The sequence below is a fragment of the Haladaptatus halobius genome, assembly GCF_020618475.1.
GTDB classification, from domain to species: Archaea; Halobacteriota; Halobacteria; order Halobacteriales; family Haladaptataceae; genus Haladaptatus; species Haladaptatus halobius.
The window spans coordinates 1536210-1557322 of sequence record NZ_CP085335.1 but is presented as its reverse complement, the minus strand read 5'-3'; the positions used below and the strand labels follow the sequence as shown (position 1 = coordinate 1557322).

Genomic DNA, 21113 nt, shown 5'->3' with positions numbered 1-21113 from the left:
CCACAGCGTTTAAACGCCCGTCCCGCACCCATCGACGTATGAAAGCGACCGCGAAGGCCCACCCGATTCAGGGGCTCGTCAAGTATCATGGGATGCGCGACGAGGAGCGCAGATTTCCGTATCACGATAGCATCAGCGTCTGCACAGCCCCGAGCCACACCAAGACGACCGTCGAGTTCGACGACTCGCTGGACGCCGACGTGTTCGTCGTCGACGGCGAGGAGCTGTCGGATCGAAAGGCCGACCGCGTCAGCGCGGTGGTCTCTCGCGTGCGCGAACTCGCGGAAATCGACGCTCGCGCCCGGTTCGAGAGCGAGAACAGCTTCCCCTCGAACGTCGGCCTCGGCTCCTCGTCGTCGGGCTTCGCGGCGGCGGCGATGGCCTGCGTGGAGGCGGCTGGTCTCAACCTCACGCGGCCCGAGATATCGACCGTCGCGCGCCTCGGCTCCTCCTCGGCAGCGCGCGCCGTGACGGGCGGTTTCTCTGACCTGCACGCCGGGCTGAACGACCGCGACTGTCGCTCTGAGCGGCTGGAATCGCCCGTAGAGGACGACGTTCGAATCGTCGCCGGGCTCGTTCCCGCGTACAAAGAGACGGAGGAGGCCCACCGCGAGGCCGCCGACAGCCACATGTTCGAGGCTCGGCTCGCGCACGTCCACGACCAACTCGTGGAGATGCGCGACGCCCTCCGCGCCGGGGATTTCGACCGCATCTTCGAGACGGCGGAACACGACTCGCTCTCCCTCGCGGCGACGACGATGACCGGCCCCGCGGGCTGGGTGTACTGGAAACCCGAGACGCTCTCCATCTTCGACGCGGTTCGCCGACTCCGCGAGGAGGAGGACGTGCCGGTTTACTTCTCCACCGACACCGGCGCGAGCGTGTACGTCAACACCACCGCAGAGCACGCGGAGTACGTCGAGGGAGTCGTCGCCGACTGCGGCGTCGAGACGATGCGCTGGAAGGTCGGCGGCCCCGCCGAAGTGCTCCCCGAGAGCGAAGCCCTGTTTTAGGGGAGTACGCCTTTAGCCCCCCCGGGCGTAGCGTCGCACCATGCAGGTGGCAGTCCTCGGCGCGGGCTACGCCGGTCTCACCTTAGCTCGCAAACTTCAACGTTCCCTCCCCGACGACGCGAATCTCGTCGTGGTCGAGCGGACGGGCGAACACCTCGTTCAGCACGAACTCCACCGAATTGTCCGCAGACCGTCGCTCGCCGACGACATCGTCGTCCCGCTCGATAAGGTGCTCGACTGCGAGATTCGGGAGGCTCGCGTCGAGTCGGTCGACCCCACTGAGCGCCGCGTCGCGCTCGACGACGGCGAACTGGAGTACGACTACGCAGCCGTCTGTCTCGGCGCGGAGACCGCCTTCTACGACCTCCCGGGCGTCGAGGAACGTGCGACGCCCCTGAAGCGACTCGACCACGCCCGCGTGATTCGAGCCGATTTCTTGGCGCTCGACGGCGGTCGCGTCGTCGTCGGCGGGGCGGGGCTGTCAGGCGTACAGGTCGCGGGCGAACTCGCAGCCCTCGCCCGCGAGGAGGGGACGGACGTGGAAATCGTCCTCTTGGAGCAGTTCGCCGAGGTCGCCCCCGCGTTCCCGACGAACTTTCAGGAGGCGGTGCGGAGCGAACTCGAAACGTGCGATATCGAGATTCGAACCGGAACCGCGGTCGAACGCGCCGACGAGCGCGAACTCGCGCTCGCCGACGGGAGCGCGCTCGCCTACGACCAGTTCGTCTGGACCGGAGGAATCCGCGGTTCGGACGCGCTGGGCGGCGACCGCCCCCGCGTCGACAGCACGCTCCGACTTGGCAACGGAACCTTCGTCGTCGGCGACGCCGCGCAGGTGGTGGACGGCGACGGCGAGTCGGTGCCCGCGAGCGCACAGGCGGCCGTGCGCGAGGCTCGCGTCGTCGCCGAAAACATCGCGCGACTGGTCGAGGGCGGCGACGACGTGTTCGACCCACGACTCGACCAGTTCACCTTCGACTCGCCCGGCTGGCTCGTCTCGGTCGGCGACGGCGCGGTCGCCCAGATCGGCCCGACGGTGGTGACCGGCACCGCCGCCAAGGCGCTGAAGGCGACCGTCGGCGTGCGATACCTCTCGTCGGTCGGTGCCGTTCGGAATGCGGTCGAACTTATCGGAGAAGAATTGGGCGAGTAGCAACCCCGCTCAGATGCTCGGAATGCCGAGCATCCTGAACGTCAGGACGTTCAAGATGGCCAGCGCGTACGTGATGGCGACCACCGAGAGCCACGCGATGAGGCCGATGCCGATGGCGTTACCCCAGCCGCCGGGGTAGCGCCAGTTGATGACCCATATCCACGCGACGAGCACGACGAGCCAGCCGAGCAGCCAACCGATGAGCACCGCGACGATACCTCCGACCAACGACCCAACGATGGCCGTGATAAGTGCGTAGCCGTAGTCGTCGGTTCCCGTGACGACCCGCGCACCGATGTAAATTCCGAGCGCACCGATGAGCAGGCTCACGATGAACCCGACGACCGAGCCGATGAGGTACACCATACGGAGCGTTGTACGACGAACCCGTTTTTATAAGAACCGCTTGCGTCTCGGAAGAGAGTTCGTTCTCCACAAAACTTATCATGGATAATTCCAGCACCAGTTTTAAGGTACTGGCCCGACCTTGCCCGAGCATGGCACGCGTAACCACATTTGACACGGTTCTGATGGGTGCAGTTGGAGTCGGAACGGCGGCGGTAATCGGCAGACGGGCACTCGAATACTATCGTGAACGGAAACGCCTCTCGAACCCACATATCATCTGCATTAGCTGTGGCGAGGCGATGCCGATCGACGACGTACTCGACCCGGTCGTGACCTGCTCCTGTGCGGCCAGCAACATCAGGACGGACTGATCGGACACTGCGTGCCACGACGTTCACACCGCAACAAAATCGAGTCGGGGAGCGTCAGCCGTGGCGGAACGTGCCACGGAGTCCCGCTCGGCCACTCCGATGAGGAGTAGGGCGAAGAGCGCGACGACGAGCCAGCGTCCCGTCTGGGAACTGAGCGCGTCTGCGACCAGTCCCAGCAGGTCGAAACCGACGGCCTGACCGAGTGCGAACAGCAACAACACGAAGCCGACGACCGCGAGCCCGAACAGCAGTCCAGTCTTTGCCAGCCAGTCCGACGTGCTCTCCCGTTCACGACTGGGTCTCGTCTGCTCACGCTGCTGGTTCGCACCGCCCTGTCCAGTGGTTTCGTTCGTAACGGTTCGTTGACTATCGTTACGGTCGTCTCCGCCGTTTTGTGGTTGGGGCATGGTATCGTCCCCGGCGAAAAGGAAGGGACTAATGTCCAAAGTTATGCGGACGCTAAATGAACCGTTACCGACCGTTCCACCGAAACGATGTGTGCGGTAAGCCTGCCTGCGATAGCGGTTCCGCGCTACCCGATGTCGCTCACGTCTCCTCGATGGAGTCGGCGTATCGCTCCAACTCCCCGGCGACTTCCCGCGCCTGTTCGGGCGACAGCGACACCGTCTCGGCGTGTGCGGGCAGACGCTCCAGTTCCGCGTTGTCCAACTCCACCTGCAACAGCACTTCCTCGGGCGAATCCTCACCCTTCGGCGTCGTGACGTTCAGGATTCCGACCGCCTCCTTGTTCCATCCGTGGCCCTCCGCGACAGCGTCGACGAGATCGAGCGTGGTGAAGGCGGTGACCGAGAGCACGCGATCCGCCATCTCAATCGTCACCCGAAACGGGGTCGTTCGGGCTATTCGGGGCCGGGCTAGCGTCCATCGCGTCGTCCTCGGCGTAGGGGTACCACGTCTTCTTCGTGTTGTGCATGTAGGGGTCGTCGTAGGAGGTCTCCTCGGGTTCTGCGAACTCGGCCAGCGTCTCTTCGTCGTGTCGCTGTACGAACTCGCGGAACGTCTCGCCGTCGCTGCGCCGTTCTGCGAAGGCCGCAATGAGGTTCCGAATCGCGCCGGGCACCTCGTCGGCCGCGATTCGTTGCCGCACCCACGACGCGAAACTCGGGTTCTCGCCGAGACCGCCGCCGAGGCCGATGTCGAGCGCCTCGACCGGTTCGCCGTCCTTGCGCGTCTTCATCCCACGGAGGCTGACGTCGGCGATTTGGGGCTGTGCGCAGGAGGCGGTACAGCCCGAGAGGTGAATGTGGAAGTTCTCCACGTCCTCGGGGAGTTCGACGTTGTCGCGCAGCCAGCGCGAGAGGCGCACCTGCCGGTTCTTCGTCTCGACGATGGAGAGCGAGCAGAACTCGGTTCCAGTGCAGGCGATGGAACCGCGCTGGAAGGGGTGCGGGTCGGGGCTGTACCGGTCGAACAGCGGTTCGTCCAGCATCGCATCGAGGTTCTCCTCCGGCACGTCAGTCAGGATGACGTTCTGTCGCTGCGTGAGTCTGGCTTCTCCGGAGCCGTACTTCTCGGCGAGGTCGGCCATCGCTATCATGTCCCCCGCGCCGACGCGCCCGACGAGGACGTTCAGCCCGACATAGTAGTTCCCGTCCGGTTGCCGGTGGACGCCGACGTGGTCGGCGTGGCCGTGGTTGTCGGGCACCCCGGCGTTGTAGGAGTACTCCTCGCGCAGGTCGTCGCCGGCCGTCTTCAGCTCGAAATCGACGTATTCCTCCTGGAGAACGCGGCGGATCTTCTCGGGCCCCCACTCGTCCACGAGAAACTTGATGCGGGCGCGACGGCGGTTCTCGCGGTTGCCCTTGTCGCGGAACAGTCCCGAGAGTCCGCCGAGAATCGGCACGACCTCTTCCGGTTCGGCGAACACGTCGATGTCGCGGGCGAAGCGCGGTTCGCGCCCGGCCAGTCCGCCGCCGACGCGGACGTTGAACCCGCGGACGGCCTCGCCGTTTATCTCCTTCTCGGCGGGTTCGATGCCGATGTCGTTGATGTCGCCCTGCCCGCAGCCCTCGCGGCACCCCGTGACCGACACCTTCCACTTCCGGGGGAGGTTCGCGTAGTCGGGGTTACCCTTCATGTTCTCCTGTAGGTCTTCGACCACGGGAAGCGCGTCCACGAACTCCCGCTCGTCCTTCCCGGCGACCGGACAGCCGACGATGTTGCGCCACGAGTCGCCGCACGCCTGCATCGTCGAGAGACCCGCATCCTCCAGTCGCTCCCAGATGGCGGGAACGTCTTCGATGTTTATCCAGTGAAGCTGCACCGCCTGCCGTGTCGTCACGTCGGCGTAGCCGTTGCCGAACTCGGGGTTGGCGACCGGCCCCGTCGCGTAGTCGCGTGCGATCTCCCCGATGACCCGCAGTTGACCCGGTTCGAGCACGCCGCTCGGCGGCCCGATACGCATCATGAAGTAGCTCTCCTGTCCGTCGCGCTGGTGATACAGCCCCCACCATTTGAACCGCTCGAACCACGCGTCGTGCTCGTCGTCGGGAATCGCGTCCCACCCCTCCTCGGCGAACCGAAGCATGTGCTCTCGTATCTCCTTCCCGTACACCTCGTCCTTCCACTTCTCCACGTCGGTCGGCATGTGGGAGACCGTAGAGAACCCACCCGTAAACCGACGCCCTCCGCGTCAATCCCCGCCGGAGGTCGGATGTAGAGGCAAACGTTACGGGTGACTGTGACGCGCCGAAATCGAGCGAATTCGACGAAAGACGATGCTCACCGCGGTCGGTGAACGGATTCCACGACGACGGGGCGAAATTCGCCGTCGCGGACGCGCCCGACCCGGAGCCATCCCGTCGTGCCGCGTTCGCCGCAACCGATACACTGTCCGGCGGCGCGGGCTTCGACCCACCGCCCGTCGACCCCGACGTCGGTGAACACTTCGACGAGGAAGAACGCGGTGTCGCAGCCGCAGATGCCGTGGTCGGCGAGTTTCCAGACGTTACTCACCCCGACGGTTCTGGTGTTGTTCACGTTCACCCACGCGCCCTCGTCCAACGTGCGAATCGCGGTCGCCATGTCGGTACGTCGGAGTCCGCGCACCTCAGCGCGTCGGCAGTCGCAACCCCCGCCGCATCGTATGACGCGTCACGACCGGCGAAATGGTTCACGTCGTCCCGTGACGGAACTAGCGCGGCGACTTCCCATTTTTCGCCCGTCAGAGGAACCGACGAATCTTACCGCAACGTGGGAGCATCGGCCGGAATTACGTGAAGACGCACCGTTTAGGGGACGTGCGGTAGAGTAGGTGGTGATGACACGATTCGACTCCGACGACCGCCGATATCTAGATGGTGAGTTCGTCGACCCGACGAACCGGGAGGTGGCGACGGGTGAGTGACCAACGCGTGAGCGAGCGGCAAGTGAGCGAGCAATCGGAAGACGACCACTTGGACGACGTGCCGGACGGTAGCGGCTGCACTGAGATCTGGGAGCACCTCTCGGAGCGTCGGGGCGAGGACGAAACGCGAGAAGAATGACCCGTTCGGCGCTCGTGCTGGTCGGACACGGCTCGCATCTCGACCCCCGGTCGGCCCGACCGCTGTACGACCACGCCGACGAGATTCGTTCGCGGGGGTCGTTCGCGGCGGTTCACGAAGCGTTCTGGAAGGAGGAGCCGTCGCCGCGCGAGGTGCTCCGAACCGTGGAGAGCGATGAGGTGTACGTCGTCCCGCTGTTCACGAGCGAGGGGTACTTCACCGAGCAGGTAATTCCGCGCGAACTCCGACTCGCCGACGGCTGGAACCTCGATGTGGAGAAGTCGGTGACGTACACCGACCCGGTGGGAACCCATGACGCGATGACGGAGGTCATCGTTCAGCGCGCCGAGCGCGTGACCGGCGACCCCGATGTCGGGCCAGGGGTCGGACTCGCCGTCGTCGGCCACGGAACCGAGCGCAACGAGAACAGCGCGCGGGCGACGCGAACGCACGTCGACCGCATCCGCGAGCGAGGTCGGTTCGACGAGGTTCGGGCGCTGTTCATGGACGAGGAGCCAGTGATAGACGACCTCCCCGCGCACTTCGAGAGCGACGAACTCGTCGTTGTCCCGCTGTTCGTCGCCGACGGCTACCACACGCAGGAGGACATCCCCGAGGATGTCGGGCTGACCGACGACGCGAGCGCGGGCTACGACGTACCGGCCGAGGTGGCCGGGCGGACGGTCTGGTACGCTGGGGCCGTGGGGACGGAACCGCTGGTCGCCGACGTGGTTCTCGAACGCACCGCGGATGCGGGTGCGGATTTCGAGAACGAGACGCGAGCGTCGGCCAGAGGGGAAGCGTCGATACGTCGTTTGCAGGTCGACGAACTCACCGAAGCTGCGACGGAGGGGGTCGATTTCGACGGACTTCGCGCGGCGTTCGACAGGGATGGGAGTGATGACCGCGGGTTCACCCTCGAGACGCCGGAGACGCGGCACGCCGGGCTGAGCGAACGGGAGTTTCGCTCGTTCGCGCGCGACCACCCTCGATACGTCTCGAACTGGCACTACTGGAATCGCATCGTGGGCGGGCGCGGCACCCACCGCCGCGCGTTCTTGCGCTGGTTGGAACGCGCGGATCGTCCGGTTATGGAACGCTACGACGCGCTCGCCGGAACCGAGAAGGAAGACGAAACCGGCGTCACCCGGACGTGGGGGCAGCTCGCGCTCACCGTCTCGCTCTCGGACGGCGGCGAACGGCGCTACGAGGTTCGCCACGTCGACGACCGCGAGGCGGACGACGCCGACCTCACGACCTACGACGACCCGGCCGCGATACGCGACCTGTCGCGGTTCACCGACGACGGCGAGTACCGCCCGCTGAAGACGGCTCCGACGCTTCCGTCGGGATGGTCGTTCGCCGCGCGGGACGGCGACGACCTCTACCGTACAGTCGAACACGTCTACCCGGCGACGGTCGCCAACTGGCACCGGGAGCGCGAGGGCGACCTCGACGTGACCCACTTCGAGGAGGCGGCCGCGCGCCAGACCGGCATCTACGCCGAGGTCGAGGAACTCGACCGAAACGCGCTGGAACGCGCCGCCGAGGCCTGTTGCGTCGATTCGCAGTGTCTCAAACGCCGCGCGTGGGACGCGAGCGAGGGCGACGAACTCGACGCGCCGCGCGGCGACGGCAAGTTCCCCTGCCGGGAGCCGTGTTCGCTGTTCGTGGCGGGGGCCCGCGAATTTTTGAGGCTCGAACGAGAGGACGAATCGAGGCGCAAAGACGCCGAAGACGGCGCGACCGTGCGCGCCGGCGACGTGAGCGACCCCGCGAACCGCTACCGGGCGCGATATCGCCGCGCGAAGCGGATCGCGGAGGAGAGGTGATTCGATGCACGATGGAACAGTTTATCTGGTCGGCGCAGGTCCGGGCGACCCGGAACTGCTGACGGTAAAGGCACGCAAACTACTGGACGAGGCGGACGCCGTCCTCCACGACAGGCTGGCGGACGAGCGAATCGTCGAATCCTGCTCCGAGACGGCCGAGGTCGTCTCCGTCGGCAAGCGACCCGGCCCGAACGGCGAGCGAACGACGCAGGAGGAGATAAACCGCATGATGGTCTGCAAAGCGCGGGAGGGCAAGGACGTGGTTCGCCTGAAAGGCGGCGACCCCACCGTCTTCGGTCGCGGCGGCGAGGAAGCGGAGCAACTCGCCGCCGCCGGAATCGACTTCGAGGTCGTCCCGGGAATCACGAGCGCGGTCGCCGCGCCGGGCGTCGCCGGTATCCCGGTCACCCACCGCGAACACGCTTCGAGCGTGACCGTCGTCACAGGCCACGAAGACCCGACGAAAGCGGAGAGCGCCCTCGACTGGGACGCGTTGGCCGCGAACGTGCGGGCGGGCGGAACGCTCGTCGTGCTGATGGGTGTCGGTCGCCTCCCCGACTACGTCGCGGCGTTGCGCGCCGGCGGCGTCACCGAGAAGACGCCGGTCGCCATGGTCGAGAACGCGACCCGCGAGTCCGAGTTCACCATCACCGGAACGCTCGAAACCATCGTGGAGCGTCGGGACGAGGTCGGCATCGAACCGCCCGCGGTGACCGTCGTCGGCGATGTGGTCGCCGTCCGTGACCGCGTCGCCGAGTTCCTGCAGGGCGCACCGTCGGTCGATTTTTCCCCCGCACCCGAAACGGTCGCCTCCGACAGGGGGATCGAGTGATGGCGCTTCGAGAACTGATGTCGCAGGTCGGCTCCGGGCCGAAGTCGGCCGAGGACATGAGCTACGAGCAGGCCTACGAGGCGTTCGACGGAATCCTCGCCGGCGACGCCGACCCGACGACGCTCGGCGGGTTCTGGGTTGCGAACCGATGGAAACGCAACACGCCCGACGAACTGGCCGGCTTCCTCGACGCGATGTGCGACGGTTCGGTCGAAGTCGTTCACCCCGACGCCGACCCGGTGGACTGCGGCGCGAACTACGACGGCAAGAGCGAGACGGCGCTGCTCGGCGTGGCGGCGGGGCTGGTCGCGGCGGCCGCGGGAACGCCGGTCGTCGTCCACAGCGGCGACCGCGTGCCGGTCTCGGAGGGCTGTGCGTACCGACACGTGCTGGCCGAACTCGGGGTAGAAACCGACCTCGCGCCTGACGCGAGCGCGGCGATGGTCGATTCGGTCGGCTTCGGATTCTACGACCAGTCGCGGTTCAACCCCGACCTCAACGCGCTCCGCGACCGCCGGGCCGCGGTCGGCGTCCGGACGTTCGTGAACACGGTCGAGACGCTGGCGAATCCCGCCGACGCCGGGGTTCATCTCGGAAGCTTCTACCACCTCTCCTTCGCCAAGCGAATCGTCGACACGTTGCGAGAGAGCCGAACGTCGAACGTCGAGCGAGCAGTCCTCTTTCAAGGGCAGGAGGGGTACGACGACATCAGACCGGGCTACACCAAGGTCGCCGAATGGAACGACGAGTCGGGCGAGTTGGACGACTACGAGATAGAGACGGCAAACTACGGGATGGACTTCGAACGCGAGGACCTCGAAGTCGGGGACGTACCGGCCGATTCCGCCCGAATCACGGAATCGGTGCTGTCCGGCGAGCGCGAAGACGGGTTCGCCGACGCGGTCGCGCTCAACGCCGCCGTCCGCATCTACGCCGGTGGTGACGCGGATTCGTTCGACGAAGGACTGACGCTAGCGCGGAAGACTATCGCCGACGGGGACGCCGCCGCGGCGCTCGACGCCCTGCGAGGGTACGAACCGTGACGAGTACGCCGCCGGTCGAGGAGAAGCCGTACAAGATACTCTTCGAGGGAGCGCGATGTTTCGGCGCGGGGAAATGTGCGGAGGTCGCCGACAACTGGGGGATGGACTTCTCGACCGGACTCGCAAGCCCGAAGACGTACTTCCTCGACGATGACGAACTCCCCGAGAACGTCCGCGCTGCGGGGGTCTGCCCCGCGAAGAAGGACGTCGGCGTCATCCACATCATCGACCGCCGGACGGGCGAGGAGATCGCGCCGAATCCCGACGGCGACGGAACGATCAGCCTCGGTTGAGGGAGTAATCGAGTGCGTCTTTTACCGCGGCGTTCGCCTCTTCACGACCGTTTCTTCCGGCCGCAATCGCGTTCCGAACGGCGTCGGATTCGACCACTGCCCGAACCGCTCTTCGCCGGTCTTCGGGCGGCACGGTCTGACTTTTCAGCTCCTTTCGGACGTCGGCCGTCAGATCCGCCATCGCGTCCGCGCCGTCGAGCAGCGGTTCGATTCGCTCCCGCAGGTGTTTGCTCAGGGCGGGACTTCGCCCGCCGGTTGCGACCGCCGCGACGACTTCTCCGTCCCGGACGGTTGCCGGAACGACGACGCTCCCCGCCTCGCGTTCGCCGCTTCGGTCGGCGCGGTTGACCAGCACGCCGCGTCGTTGGGCTTCCGCCTCGATGGCGTCGTTGAGCGCGCCGTCGTCGGTCGCGGCGACGACGAGCGCGGGCGAGGCGCGGTCGAACCACCCTCGAATTTCTTCCGGTTCGAGGTGTGTCCGAATCAGCGACGCCTCGACGGCGTCGGAACTCGCTTCGAACTGCCTGCCGACGACGACGGTTCGCGCTTCCCGCGCGAAAAAGCGGGCTTTCCGGAGGCCGACGCTCCCCCCGCCGAAGACGAGTACCGTTTCGTCGGTGAAATCGTGGAAGAGGGGAAGCATTCGTTCGAGTGGTCGGAGGCGAGCGGCTTGAAGGTCGTGATTCGGAAGGCGGGTCGAGTCGTAGATTATAGACCGAGAATTTCTCGCGATCGCGCAGGCGATGCGACCTCTCGCCCTAGTTCGTCGGCGACACGCACGACGCGCTCGACGAGCTGTGCGCTGCTCTCGGCGAGTTCGCCCCGCCGGTAGTAGACATTGTCCTCCAGACCGACCCGGACGTGCCCGCCGAACAGGATACCCATCGTCGCGAACGGTAGCTGGTGTTTCCCGAATCCGAGCGTGTTGAACAGCGCGCCGTCAGGCAGGTCGTCGACGGCGTTCAGGAAGTTCTTCGGACGCGGTCTCGTGAGCGTTCCAGGGCCGAAGATGAGCGTCGCGTACACAGGGTCGGCGAGGTCTCGGCGTTCCAAGAGCCCGTACACCTCGTTGCGGTGGCCGTCGTTGAACACCTCCAGCTCCGGTTTGATGCCGCAGTCGGCCATCTCGTCGAAGAGGTCGTCCACCATCGCCCGCGTGTTCTCGCTCGTGAGGTGGTCGTATCGGTTCAGCGGCCCCATGTCGAGCGACGCCATCTCCGGCGCGGGGTCGGTTCGAAGCGGGAGGTGGCGGTCTTCGGCCGGTGCGGCCGTCCCCCCCGTCGAGTGCTGGATGATGACGTCGTCCGCGTGCGTCCTCACAGCGTCGTCTATCGCTTGAAATCGCTCGGTCGCGAAGGAACGCTCACCGTTCGGCCGGCGGGCGTGCAGGTGGACGATGGCGGCACCCGCTTCTTCCGCCGCGGCGGCGGCCCGTCCGATCTCCTCGGGCGTCTCGGGTACGTTCGGGTTGGCTTCCTTTCCGTGGACGCCGCCGGTCAACGCGGCCGTGACGATGACAGGTTCGCCCGCGAGATACGTCCCGTAGCTCATTCGTCGCCCTCGACGTGTTCGCGGTATATCTCGCAGTGGCGTTCATGGTTCAGTTCGTACCGGTCGTTGCAGATATCGGCGCGCATCGGCTGGACGAACTCGTCGACGACGGTGCAGAACGCTCGCGGCTCCTCGAACGTCGTCGCGTTGCGTTTCAACTCGCCGGTTTCCGTTTCGTCGGTTCCATCGCGATACTCGAGATACGGACACACCATACGAAGGACGGATGGTAGCTAGTGGCATAACGATTCGCTAACGTCGCCGCCATCTGGTTACGGAGACGTCTTCCGAATCGCATTTGCGGTGTTCCGTGCTGTAACAGCTCTCCGGACGGTTCGGCAGCTTGGTCGGGTCGATCTACAAACTCCGGAAGCGAGTCTCCTGATGCCGTTTACCCTACGAGGTTGTTGAGGGTCATGGCGATGAAGAACAGTATCACGACCTCGTTGACGACCCACGAGTTCGCGTTCATCCAGTCACGAATTTTCGGAAGGAAGGCCCCCGCCCTTTCGCCGAACGCGAGCACGGTGAGCGAGGGAAGCGCCAGCAACAGGAGCGTGAGCGCGACGAACGGGAATGAATCTATCCACGGAGCACCAGTACCTACGAGAAAGGAACCGACGGCGGTCGAGGTGAGGATGTCGGTCGGAAAGAATCCCAGTAGCAGAAAACCAAGCCTGAATGAAAATCGCGGAGTCGCTGTCTGTAGCTTGCCCATCCACTTCGGGGGCTCAGACTGTTCTCTCGCCCGGTAGACGTGCACCATGGCGACGAGGAGAAGGACGAGGATGACGATGTGGAGCGTATCGTTCGACCCCCTCTGTCCGGTGGCGCTGTCGCCGAGGAAATACACGATCGTGACGATGGAGGTGATCGAAAGAGATGCCCCGAAGACGAATGCGGCGGAGTTCCGCCACCAGTTCTGACTCGTAGCGAGGAAGATGGCACTCAAGATCTGCGGGCCCGCGATCATCACGACCGCCATCGGCAGAAGGGGCAGAGAGCTCACGGCTCGACCATCCTCCGAAAATCGTGACTCCGAGTCGGTGTTCGGCGGTTACGTCGCCGGTCTTCTCCCCACTTGATTCGTAACCTCGGCTCGTTCATCGAAATCCCTCGGCAGCGTTACTAGTCTGCTGGTTTATAGCACGCACTCTGCCGTTCCTAATAGTTAGTTAGTCAACGAAGTAGCTGTTTCGGCTGTTCGTTCCTCGACGTTCCGAGGTGCCCCGCGGGAGGTCGGTAGCTACTCGTTCGGTTCCGAAATGGCCACTATAACGCGCGGATTCTAACAGCATCCGGAGGAATTCGCAAACCGAGTGCAAGATACAAAGTGCTGATTCAGTACGACCGAGGGAAGTCTAGCGAGTAGTGCTGTTCGGTCGGTACAGAGCGTCTTACTATCAAAGGTTCTTCCCCATACAGGTTGCTGTATTCGGGCATAAGTCCGTGAATTCAGTCGTCTGCTGAACACTCGTTGGAACGTTTTCTCGAACGATCTTTTCGTAACCGCGCTGTCGGAAAAACGATGCTGCCGTCGTGGTCAGCAAGTAAAGCTTCTCCACCTCGTTGGTTCGCGCGTAGTCTTCCAGCGCATCGCATAGTGCTGTTCCGTACCCTTGTCCGCGATTCGAGTCTGTGATAACGACAGACCGAAGGAGCCCATTCGATCCGCATATTTCGACACCGCCGGTACCGATACACTCCGTGTCAGAGTAGGCAACGAAGAAATCCCCTGACTTCGCTCGCACGTCCTGATACGGGAGACCGTTCGCTGCCAACAGGGCTTCAACGCGGTCTATGTTCTCTTTGTCTGCCTCTCGAATGGTTACCGAAGGGTTGGACATACAGTTTTAGTGGAATCCTGGAGCGGGGAGTGGTTTCTGCGGCTATGCTGCCTACAACGTAGCTCCAACGGCTCGAAATGCCGGTCAGTTCGATTCATCGGCGTGAATCTGCGCGACCGTTATCTGGGCCTTCCCGCCTAGGTTGAACGTGAACCTCTGGCAGTCATAGAAGCAGCGGATTAGCCTATAGACACGTCGTCCGCCGACCAACAGGCCGGCGATGCCCGCAAGGGTCACGGTGCCAGCTAGCGGTTGGCTCACGATCCACAACAACAGGGGAATCGCAGCCATCAGCGCGTAGCTCACGATGATGCTCCGCCACGTGGGTTGGTCAATGAGCGGACGATCTCCCGGGTCGAGTGGTGGCCTGAACATTTTCACGTAAATACTATACTGTTATCTGGTCGTATCTCCGCCAATCGAAACGGACAGCGGCTTGGTCTGAACCGCATGACCGCGACTGTCCGGACTGATTTTCATGCTATGATTGCGGATTCGTTGCTGGTTTCTCTCCCTCTATCGTCGCTGCGACGATGTAGTCGCTTAAATCGCGCTCGTCGTCCCACTTGCGAATGAACTCGTCGCTATCCGCTTTTGACTCGATGGAAACGTCCGTAAATCCAGCCTCTGTTAGCATCGCTTCGAGCGTGGGAACCGATGCTGCACCGCCGACACAGGTAGCTATCGACGCTGGATCCGCCTGTAGGTCGGCCGGTAGCTCGGTGGTTAGGACAACGTCCGAGATGGCGAAGCGTCCACCCGGTCGGAGGACGCGATGCGCCTCGCGGAACACTTGCGGTTTGTCCGGCGAGAGGTTTATGACACAATTCGAGAGAATCGCATCCACGGACTCATCGGCGACGGGAAGGTGTTCGATTTCACCGAGTCGGAACTCGACGTTCGGTGTGTCGTTCGACTCGACGTTCTCGCGAGCCTTCTCGACCATTTCGGGCGTCATATCGACACCTATGACGTGGCCGGCTGTCCCGACCTCGCGGGCCGCGAGGAAACAATCGAATCCGCCACCGGAGCCGAGATCGAGGATGGTGTCTCCCTCCTCAAGGCTGGCGATTGCGGTCGGATTGCCGCATCCGAGATTTAGATTCGCGTTCCCGTCGACAGCGTCGAGATCGTCGTTCGAATAGCCAATTTTCTTGGATCTGTCGGTAGCCGGTTCGCTACGGGAACTCGTGTCGCCGCAACACGATGACGACTCCGTGGCTATACGCGAGTATCGTTCGCGGACGGCGGTGCGCTGTGCTGCGGTGTCGGGACGCTCACCGTCCATGTCGGTGGTGGGTGTGGTATCAGTCATCATCGGGTGACCTCGTATCGTCGAGGACGCGGAGGAGTTGTTTTGCGCGCGACGTTGCGGTATAATATCGCCATCGTCCCTCCTTTCGCCGATCAACAAGTCCAGCACTGAAGAGCCGAGAGAGCGCTTGACTCACCGCTCCCTGACTCACTCCGAGAGCGGGCTCTATCTCACAGACGCAGACACCGTCATCAACCTCTGCGATGAGTCGAAGCGCTTCGTACCGGGTATCGTTACCGAGGGTTGCAAGGATGTCCACGTCGGTAGCTACCTCTGATTCCGTCAGCGAGTGGGTGTGACTGACCGAACAACAATCGGCTCCCTGCTGGCGTTGCGTCTTGGGTGGCGGGCCATCTGTCTGCTGCTCGCTCATTTTAGCACATCCTAATATTAGGTCTCGCTAATATAAATGTTCGGGTCGTACTTCGTTCGCCATAAAATACAACGATAGCTCGATGATAGATTGATTTTCTCAGTTGCTCACGGTTGGGATGTACGTTAATCCCCAGGGGGCACTGCACTTTTTCGGAATTGTTTGATATTCGAACGAAATCAAAACTGAGCACCCGCTTTCTATGCGACCCGCCGACGTCTGTTGGATGTAAACCGTTCAGAAAATGGATGGGCGCTGCAGGATTTGAACCCGCGGCAACTTGGTCCGAAGCCAAGCACTCTGTCCAGACTGAGCTAAGCGCCCGTACCCACACATATCGTGTGACACCTTTTAAACGTCGTGGTTTCCGACCGCCGAAAGTACATTCAGTCCATTTATACCGGGTGGCCCGAGTACGTCGCCGTATGGCTATTGACGGGCGCGCGAAAGGACTGTTCGAACTCACGCGCCCGGGTAACGCGTTCGCGGCGGGGGTGCTCACGTTCATCGGAGCGTTCGTCGTCGGCGGCGTCTTCGCCGATTCTCAATCCATGCGAGTGGCCGCCGCCGTGCTAGCGACGTGGCTGGCGACCGGTGCGGGCAACGCCATCAACGACTACTTCGACCGGGATATCGACCGAATCAACGCTCCCGATCGACCGATTCCGCGCGGTGCCGTCTCGCCGAGGGGTGCGCTCCTGTTCAGCGTCGTGTTGTTCGCCGGAGCGACAACTGCGGTGCTCGCCTTACCTCCGCTCGCCATCGCAATCGCGGCGGTCAACCTCCTTGCGCTGGTCGCCTACACGAAACTGTTCAAGGGATTACCGGGCGTGGGAAACGCCGTAGTCGCGTATCTCGGCGGGAGCACGTTCCTGTTCGGGAGCGCGGCGGTCACGGTCGGTGGCGGGAACGTCGCCATCTCGTTCGGGGAAATTCGCGCCGCAGGAGTCCTCTTCCTGCTCGCCGCGCTCTCTACGTTCACGCGCGAAGTCGTCAAGGACGTGGAGGACATGGCCGGCGACCGCGAGGAAGGGTTGAACACGCTTCCGCTGGCAATCGGTGCGCGACCCGCCATCGCCGTCGGTGCGGCCTTGCTCGTCGTCGCCGTGGCGGCGAGTCCGCTTCCGTACCTCTGGGGAACGTTCGGCGTAGCGTATCTCGTGGTCGTGCTCCCGGCGGACGCCCTCATGCTTTACGCGACGTACGAGAGCGCGAACGACCCGACAGCGGGACAACATCACTTGAAGTATGGCATGTTTCTCGCCACCGTCGCGTTCGTTGCCGGTAGGGTTGCCATGCTCTTGTGAACCCGTACAACGGACCAGATGGCAATTAAAAGGAATATAAGTGGCTCCCTGCATATTAATCCCAGATAACATCGGGGGAGAACGTCGGCACTCCTATCAGTGTCCCCTCGCATCCGTCACGTCGCTGAGAGGAGACATTATGTATATTATAGAAGACATGTTCTCGAGGTTGGAAGTCGATCCGGGGACGAACCTGCTCATCGCGGGATCTCTGATGACGGGGAAACGAACCCTCGCGTTCGATATCCTCGCCTCGGGCGGGCAAAACGACGACGGTGCATCGTCGTATCGACGAAAGACGGCGGCGAGCAAGTGCACACCGAGTACGAATCTCGACTCGATGGTCCCGCGCCCGCAATCGGCGTCGTGGACTGTGTATCGCAGCAATGGGGGATGAACCCGCGTCACGTCGACGGCGTCGAGTACACGTCCTTTCCGGTGGATATGACCGGAATCGGTATTCAACTCTCCGAGTATCTCCAGCGGTTATACGACTCGGGCGTGCAGAAAGACCGAATCCTGTTCAACTCGCTTTCGACACTTCTCATGTACTCGAACCTCCAGACCGTGTTTCGCTTCCTGCACGTGTTCACGGGGCGCGTCCAGAGCGCCTCCGCGCTCCGCCTGTTCGTCATCGACTAGACCGCGCACGACGACAAGACGATGAGTACGCTCCGGCAGCTGTTCGACGGCGAGATAGAGGTTCGAGAAGCCGAGGGAAACCGGTCGGAGGTTCGGATAAAAGGCGTCGATTCGACGAGCGATTGGCGACTCCTGTGAGCCGAGACGCCTGGTAATAGGGGTAGTCAGAATCCTTTTGCGCGAACGTCACGTCGTCTCTACCATGCCAATCGAACGCGACGACAAACTTCGAGACGTCCTCGAACTCGACACCGTGGCGGTAGTCGGCTGCTCTACGACGCCCGGAAAGGACGCTCACGATATTCCGAAGTACCTCCGCGAACACGGCTACGACGTTATCCCGGTCAACCCGTTCGCCGACGAGATTTTCGGTCGAGAAGCGTACGACTCGCTCGGGGACGTAGACGAGGATATCGATATCGTGGACGTGTTCCGCCCGAGCGAGGAGGTGCCGGAGATCGTGAACGCGGTTCTCGACCGGGACGACGTCGACGTGGTGTGGCTCCAGTTAGGTATCCGTGACGACGAGGCGGCGGAGCGCGCCGAGGCGGCCGGAAAACGGGTGGTGCAAGACCACTGCATGAAAGTCGAGCACCAACGGTTGGTGGTGTGAGAACTACGGTTGGCGACTTCGTTTACGTCCTCGAATCGCGGTCGATTACGACGATCGTAGGAGTAGAGAACGAGTCGGTTATTCACTAAGAGACGTCAATCGTCGCGGCACTTCCGACAGTAGCCATCCTCGAGATAGATGGTTAGCGCCGATTTTCCACAGTGGGAACACTCCGCGATAATCCTGTTGTGATTATCCGAGTCAGTGCTCTTCGCCATACAGTTTATGGACGAGCAGCTTTCCTATTAAAGGTATTTTATAGTAGATGACGGGTCAGAACGGGGAAAAGGAACCAGTGAGTGCTTATCTTCGAAAGCTTCGTAAGTATCGGCGGAGGCTAACGTCGAACCCAAACCGCTGGTTCGGTAGTATTACCGATTCAATTTCCGTGCAGGATAGAATACGAATCGGGTTCTCCCCCGTCACGAACTCCATTCCTCGAAGGAACGATAGATTCCTTTCGACAGGTAGCGCTCGCTGGAATCGGGGAAGATTGTGACGACCGAGTCGGCGGGCGCGTCGACCTCGTCGTCGCGGATCTTCTCGGCGACTCGCCGGGCGGCGACGCTGGCCGCACCCGAACTGGAGGCGACCAAGTTACCCTCCTCGCGCGCGAGGCGTTTCAGCTCGTCGTGTGCGGCGCGATCCGATACTTGCACGATCTCGTCGACGAGGGCGGGGTCGAAAAGTTCGTTCGTCGTCGGGTCGTGCGTGCCGATGCCTTCTATCTTGTAATCCTCCTCATCCACGTCGGCGCCCACTGTCTCCGAGTAGAGCGAGCCTTCGGGTTCGACGGCGACGACGTAGGTATCCGCATCCTGTTCGCGGGCGTACTTCGCCATGCCCATCAACGTTCCCGCGGTGCCACACCCCGCGACGATCGCCCCGACTTCGCCGTCGAGCGCGTCATAGATCTCCGGGCCGGTCGTCTCGTAGTGCGCCTCGACGTTCAGCGGATTACTGAACTGCTGGGGGACGACCGCGTCCTCCGTCTCCTCGGCGAGCTGGTGGGCGCGTTCGATAGCCCCGCCCATCCCGTCCTCGGTCGGCGTGTTGATGACTTCCGCGCCGAGCGCGCGCATGAGCTGTTGTTTCTCGACGCTGAATCGCTCGGGGACGACGAAGACGGCGTTCACATCTAGTTGTCCCGCCGCGATGGCGAAGCCGATGCCCGTGTTTCCGGCGGTCGGTTCGATGACCGTCCCGCCGGGGACGAGATCGCCGCGTTCGAGCATCCGTTCTATCATGTACAGCCCGATGCGGTCTTTCACGCTCGCGCCGGGGTTGAACGACTCTAGCTTCGCATACACCGGCACCTCGTCGGGTGCGGCGTGGACGCGGACGAGTGGCGTTCGCCCGACGGTGTTGAGCACCGAATCGAGCGGCTCTCGATGTGTCGTCATGCGCGAGAGAATGAAGGCGGGGCTGTTAGGCGTTGTTATGTGGACGCTTCCGTCGTCCCGTCGTCTCCTTCCATCTCGTCGACCTCCGTCCCGTTTTTCGCCGTCTCCGTTTCTACATCGTCCAACGCACTTTCGACGTCGATTCCTCGTTCTTCGGCCAGCGCTTCGACGAGCGCGCGCTGTTTCGCGCTCTCGGTTTCAAGTCGTTCGACGCGCTCATTCGTCGTCTCCAGCGTGTCGCGGATGGCGATTACTTGCTCTCGCAACTCGTTAAGTTTGGCGTACAGCTTTTCGGCGGTGTCGGCTACTTTCTGGATCTTCTTGGCTGTGCTTCCGAGTCCCATATCCGAAGGGTTCGTTCCGAAGTAATGTGATTTTTCCGACTCAAGCGGGGTGCTTAACTCGCTCGCGTGAGTGGGCACCGACATGAGCAAGCGACTCGCGCCGAAAGTCGGAATCGCGGCGTCTCTGGCGGTGCTCGCCCTCCTCGCACTGCCGTACTTTCTCGCTCCCGCGACGGCGGTCGGCGTCTACTACGACACGATTCCCGTTCCCGTTCATCTGCTCGATACGCTGTTCGCGCTCGTGGCCGTCATCGCGTTCGGCTCCGGACTTCAGCGGCGCTCCGACCCGGCGACCGTCGCCGGCGTCACGCTCGTCCTCGGGGCGTTCATGGCCGTCATTACGCTCTGGTGGGCCATCGTGACCCCTGCGAATGCGCTCGTGGAAGCGGCCCGGATGGACTCCGTCGGCTACCATCGCTGGGCGTTCTTCCTCGTGACGCTCGCCGTCCCGGCAAGCGCGGGTTGGTACGTACGGAGCGTGCTATAGTCGGCCATTTTCGCGGCTCAGCGGCCTGTTACCCCCGTTCAGTCGGCCTATAACAAAGTGGCGCGACGGCGGAGGCTGTTCCGTGTCGCCGGACGCTCACTCTCGACCGTGGTCGCACGTCTCCCTGCCGCTGTTGATCGCCGTCCTCGGAGTGATGCTCGGCGACGTCGTGACCACCGGAGTGGGACTGGAACTCGGACTCGAAGAGGGGAACCCCTTCGTCGCGCATCTCCTCGATGAGGTCGGTATCGCCGGTCTCGTGATCGTCAAAGCGATAACCGTCGTCCTGTTGGTCGTCCTCTCGGGGTGGACGCGGCGCTCCCACCGAACCTTCCGACTTGGGAGTCTGGTCTACCTCGCCGTCGGGACGCTCGTCGTCCTCTCTAACGTCGTCGCCATCGTGACCGTCGGCTAGGAGACGACCGGCGGGGACGCTCGACGAACGTTGGCCGCCGATTCGGTGCCGATTCGGCGAAACCCGAAAGGCCCTTAAGGCAGAGTCGGCTACGTAGAGATGGACTAGGTCGGGCAGTTAGGCCCTGCTCTCAACCCGCGCTACGGTCTTGAGCGGGGACCGAACTCCGGACACGTCCGGTCAGACCGGGCCGGGCCCCGGAAGCCAACGCAGAAGCCTCGTCCTGCGGGGACAGCGGTCTGCGACGAACACTCGCAGGGGTGTCTCGTCGCAGTTAACCGGTGGCAATCCGTCAGGCACGGAAGTGAGCAGCGGACCATCGGACATCTGTCGCTCGCAGGATCGCGGGGTGGAGAAGGCAACCGGGATTCCCCGGCCCGGAACGCCGGGCAAGTCCGGCCGTCCGCCATTCATACCGTCATCTC

27 protein-coding genes, 1 tRNA gene, 1 other RNA gene and 2 pseudogenes are annotated in these 21113 nt (G+C 63.3%); 15 read left to right on the top strand and 16 right to left on the bottom strand.

Features of this window, described 5'->3' with window-relative positions:
- Positions 1 to 38: 38 nt before the first annotated feature.
- Together mvaD and LIW51_RS08890 are read left to right on the top strand one after the other, a co-directional pair.
- Positions 39 to 1013 carry a phosphomevalonate decarboxylase MvaD gene (gene mvaD / locus LIW51_RS08895; RefSeq protein ID WP_227373678.1) on the top strand — a complete coding sequence of 325 codons (975 nt, stop codon included), beginning with the start codon at positions 39 to 41 and terminating at the stop codon, positions 1011 to 1013.
- 40 nt (positions 1014 to 1053) lie between these two features.
- Positions 1054 to 2166, top strand: a complete 1113-nt coding sequence (locus tag LIW51_RS08890) for an NAD(P)/FAD-dependent oxidoreductase (protein ID WP_227373677.1) — start codon at positions 1054 to 1056, stop codon at positions 2164 to 2166.
- 9 nt (positions 2167 to 2175) lie between these two features.
- Here the strand turns inward: LIW51_RS08890 and LIW51_RS08885 are convergent, their stop codons facing one another.
- The gene (locus tag LIW51_RS08885; protein ID WP_227373676.1) at positions 2176 to 2532 is read right to left on the bottom strand and encodes a hypothetical protein; all 357 of its coding nucleotides are present in this window, start codon (positions 2530 to 2532) and stop codon (positions 2176 to 2178) included.
- A gap of 131 nt (positions 2533 to 2663) precedes the next feature.
- Here LIW51_RS08885 and LIW51_RS08880 point away from each other — a divergent pair, with 131 nt between their 5' ends.
- Entirely contained in the window at positions 2664 to 2885 is a 222-nt protein-coding gene (locus LIW51_RS08880; RefSeq protein ID WP_227373675.1) for a hypothetical protein, read from the top strand.
- Positions 2886 to 2908: 23 nt separating this feature from the next.
- Here the strand turns inward: LIW51_RS08880 and LIW51_RS08875 are convergent, their stop codons facing one another.
- The 4 genes from LIW51_RS08875 to LIW51_RS08860 form a co-directional block, all read right to left on the bottom strand.
- Positions 2909 to 3292 carry a hypothetical protein gene (locus tag LIW51_RS08875; protein WP_227373674.1) on the bottom strand — a complete coding sequence of 128 codons (384 nt, stop codon included), beginning with the start codon at positions 3290 to 3292 and terminating at the stop codon, positions 2909 to 2911.
- Positions 3293 to 3431: 139 nt separating this feature from the next.
- On the bottom strand, positions 3432 to 3713 hold the full coding sequence (locus LIW51_RS08870; RefSeq protein ID WP_227373673.1) for a DUF6360 family protein: 282 nt from the start codon (positions 3711 to 3713) through the stop codon (positions 3432 to 3434).
- A gap of 1 nt (position 3714) precedes the next feature.
- A complete protein-coding gene (locus LIW51_RS08865) occupies positions 3715 to 5493 on the bottom strand; it encodes a nitrite/sulfite reductase (protein WP_227373672.1) in 1779 nt (592 codons plus the stop codon).
- Positions 5494 to 5627: 134 nt separating this feature from the next.
- The gene (locus LIW51_RS08860; protein ID WP_438267336.1) at positions 5628 to 5954 is read right to left on the bottom strand and encodes a DUF8134 family protein; all 327 of its coding nucleotides are present in this window, start codon (positions 5952 to 5954) and stop codon (positions 5628 to 5630) included.
- A gap of 305 nt (positions 5955 to 6259) precedes the next feature.
- On the opposite strand from LIW51_RS08860, the gene LIW51_RS08855 reads away from it, so the two are divergent.
- The 6 genes and pseudogenes from LIW51_RS08855 to LIW51_RS08830 all read left to right on the top strand — a co-directional run bounded on the left by LIW51_RS08855 (position 6260) and on the right by LIW51_RS08830 (position 10391).
- Positions 6260 to 6391: a DUF8595 family protein gene (locus tag LIW51_RS08855; RefSeq protein WP_497007389.1), complete on the top strand. Its 132-nt coding sequence runs from the start codon at positions 6260 to 6262 to the stop codon at positions 6389 to 6391.
- Positions 6388 to 7410 (top strand): annotated as a pseudogene (locus LIW51_RS08850) (CbiX/SirB N-terminal domain-containing protein); the annotation flags it as partial. The gene LIW51_RS08855 and the pseudogene LIW51_RS08850, both read left to right, overlap by 4 nt.
- Positions 7411 to 7482: 72 nt before the next feature.
- A complete protein-coding gene (locus LIW51_RS08845; RefSeq protein WP_368411779.1) occupies positions 7483 to 8223 on the top strand; it encodes a DR2241 family protein in 741 nt (246 codons plus the stop codon).
- A 4-nt stretch (positions 8224 to 8227) separates the two neighbouring features.
- Complete coding sequence (gene cobA / locus LIW51_RS08840) at positions 8228 to 9055, top strand: uroporphyrinogen-III C-methyltransferase (RefSeq protein ID WP_227373670.1); 828 nt, start codon at positions 8228 to 8230, stop codon at positions 9053 to 9055.
- Positions 9055 to 10098 (top strand): anthranilate phosphoribosyltransferase, encoded by a 1044-nt coding sequence (locus LIW51_RS08835; protein ID WP_227373669.1) that lies wholly within the window; start codon positions 9055 to 9057, stop codon positions 10096 to 10098. The genes cobA and LIW51_RS08835 overlap by 1 nt, the downstream gene beginning before the upstream one ends.
- The gene (locus tag LIW51_RS08830) at positions 10095 to 10391 is read left to right on the top strand and encodes a ferredoxin (RefSeq protein WP_227373668.1); all 297 of its coding nucleotides are present in this window, start codon (positions 10095 to 10097) and stop codon (positions 10389 to 10391) included. The genes LIW51_RS08835 and LIW51_RS08830 overlap by 4 nt, the downstream gene beginning before the upstream one ends.
- Here the strand turns inward: LIW51_RS08830 and LIW51_RS08825 are convergent.
- From LIW51_RS08825 to LIW51_RS08785, 9 genes are all read right to left on the bottom strand, one after another.
- On the bottom strand, positions 10378 to 11034 hold the full coding sequence (locus tag LIW51_RS08825) for a precorrin-2 dehydrogenase/sirohydrochlorin ferrochelatase family protein (RefSeq protein WP_227373667.1): 657 nt from the start codon (positions 11032 to 11034) through the stop codon (positions 10378 to 10380). The genes LIW51_RS08830 and LIW51_RS08825 overlap by 14 nt on opposite strands.
- Before the next feature lie 65 nt (positions 11035 to 11099).
- On the bottom strand, positions 11100 to 11942 hold the full coding sequence (locus tag LIW51_RS08820) for a beta-keto acid cleavage family enzyme (RefSeq protein WP_227373666.1): 843 nt from the start codon (positions 11940 to 11942) through the stop codon (positions 11100 to 11102).
- Complete coding sequence (locus tag LIW51_RS08815) at positions 11939 to 12157, bottom strand: hypothetical protein (RefSeq protein ID WP_227373665.1); 219 nt, start codon at positions 12155 to 12157, stop codon at positions 11939 to 11941. The genes LIW51_RS08820 and LIW51_RS08815 overlap by 4 nt, the downstream gene beginning before the upstream one ends.
- 176 nt (positions 12158 to 12333) lie before the next feature.
- Positions 12334 to 12951 (bottom strand): GAP family protein, encoded by a 618-nt coding sequence (locus LIW51_RS08810; protein ID WP_227373664.1) that lies wholly within the window; start codon positions 12949 to 12951, stop codon positions 12334 to 12336.
- A 394-nt stretch (positions 12952 to 13345) separates the two neighbouring features.
- Complete coding sequence (gene arsN2 / locus LIW51_RS08805; RefSeq protein WP_227373663.1) at positions 13346 to 13789, bottom strand: arsenic resistance N-acetyltransferase ArsN2; 444 nt, start codon at positions 13787 to 13789, stop codon at positions 13346 to 13348.
- Positions 13790 to 13873: 84 nt separating this feature from the next.
- Positions 13874 to 14164: a hypothetical protein gene (locus tag LIW51_RS08800; protein ID WP_227373662.1), complete on the bottom strand. Its 291-nt coding sequence runs from the start codon at positions 14162 to 14164 to the stop codon at positions 13874 to 13876.
- Between the two features lie 106 nt (positions 14165 to 14270).
- The gene (locus LIW51_RS08795) at positions 14271 to 15104 is read right to left on the bottom strand and encodes an arsenite methyltransferase (protein ID WP_227373661.1); all 834 of its coding nucleotides are present in this window, start codon (positions 15102 to 15104) and stop codon (positions 14271 to 14273) included.
- Complete coding sequence (locus LIW51_RS08790; protein ID WP_227373660.1) at positions 15097 to 15477, bottom strand: ArsR/SmtB family transcription factor; 381 nt, start codon at positions 15475 to 15477, stop codon at positions 15097 to 15099. The genes LIW51_RS08795 and LIW51_RS08790 overlap by 8 nt, the downstream gene beginning before the upstream one ends.
- A gap of 249 nt (positions 15478 to 15726) precedes the next feature.
- A tRNA-Arg gene (locus LIW51_RS08785) sits at positions 15727 to 15801 on the bottom strand.
- A gap of 101 nt (positions 15802 to 15902) precedes the next feature.
- Here LIW51_RS08785 and LIW51_RS08780 point away from each other — a divergent pair.
- The 3 genes and pseudogenes from LIW51_RS08780 (at position 15903) to LIW51_RS08765 (ending at position 18039) form a co-directional block, all read left to right on the top strand.
- Positions 15903 to 16784 (top strand): geranylgeranylglycerol-phosphate geranylgeranyltransferase, encoded by an 882-nt coding sequence (locus LIW51_RS08780; protein ID WP_227373659.1) that lies wholly within the window; start codon positions 15903 to 15905, stop codon positions 16782 to 16784.
- Positions 16785 to 16923: 139 nt separating this feature from the next.
- Positions 16924 to 17564 (top strand): annotated as a pseudogene (locus tag LIW51_RS39100) (RAD55 family ATPase).
- 64 nt (positions 17565 to 17628) lie between these two features.
- Complete coding sequence (locus LIW51_RS08765; RefSeq protein WP_227373656.1) at positions 17629 to 18039, top strand: CoA-binding protein; 411 nt, start codon at positions 17629 to 17631, stop codon at positions 18037 to 18039.
- A 422-nt stretch (positions 18040 to 18461) separates the two neighbouring features.
- Here the strand turns inward: LIW51_RS08765 and LIW51_RS08760 are convergent, their stop codons facing one another.
- Entirely contained in the window at positions 18462 to 19442 is a 981-nt protein-coding gene (locus tag LIW51_RS08760) for a PLP-dependent cysteine synthase family protein (protein WP_227373655.1), read from the bottom strand.
- A 35-nt stretch (positions 19443 to 19477) separates the two neighbouring features.
- Entirely contained in the window at positions 19478 to 19786 is a 309-nt protein-coding gene (locus LIW51_RS08755; protein WP_227373654.1) for a DUF5798 family protein, read from the bottom strand.
- A gap of 82 nt (positions 19787 to 19868) precedes the next feature.
- On the opposite strand from LIW51_RS08755, the gene LIW51_RS08750 reads away from it, so the two are divergent.
- The 3 genes from LIW51_RS08750 (at position 19869) to ffs (ending at position 21097) form a co-directional block, all read left to right on the top strand.
- The gene (locus tag LIW51_RS08750; RefSeq protein ID WP_227373653.1) at positions 19869 to 20273 is read left to right on the top strand and encodes a DUF7548 family protein; all 405 of its coding nucleotides are present in this window, start codon (positions 19869 to 19871) and stop codon (positions 20271 to 20273) included.
- A gap of 82 nt (positions 20274 to 20355) precedes the next feature.
- The gene (locus tag LIW51_RS08745; protein WP_227373652.1) at positions 20356 to 20688 is read left to right on the top strand and encodes a DUF5658 family protein; all 333 of its coding nucleotides are present in this window, start codon (positions 20356 to 20358) and stop codon (positions 20686 to 20688) included.
- 97 nt (positions 20689 to 20785) lie between these two features.
- Positions 20786 to 21097: signal recognition particle sRNA (gene ffs / locus LIW51_RS08740), an RNA gene on the top strand.
- The last annotated feature ends 16 nt before the right edge of the window (positions 21098 to 21113 follow it).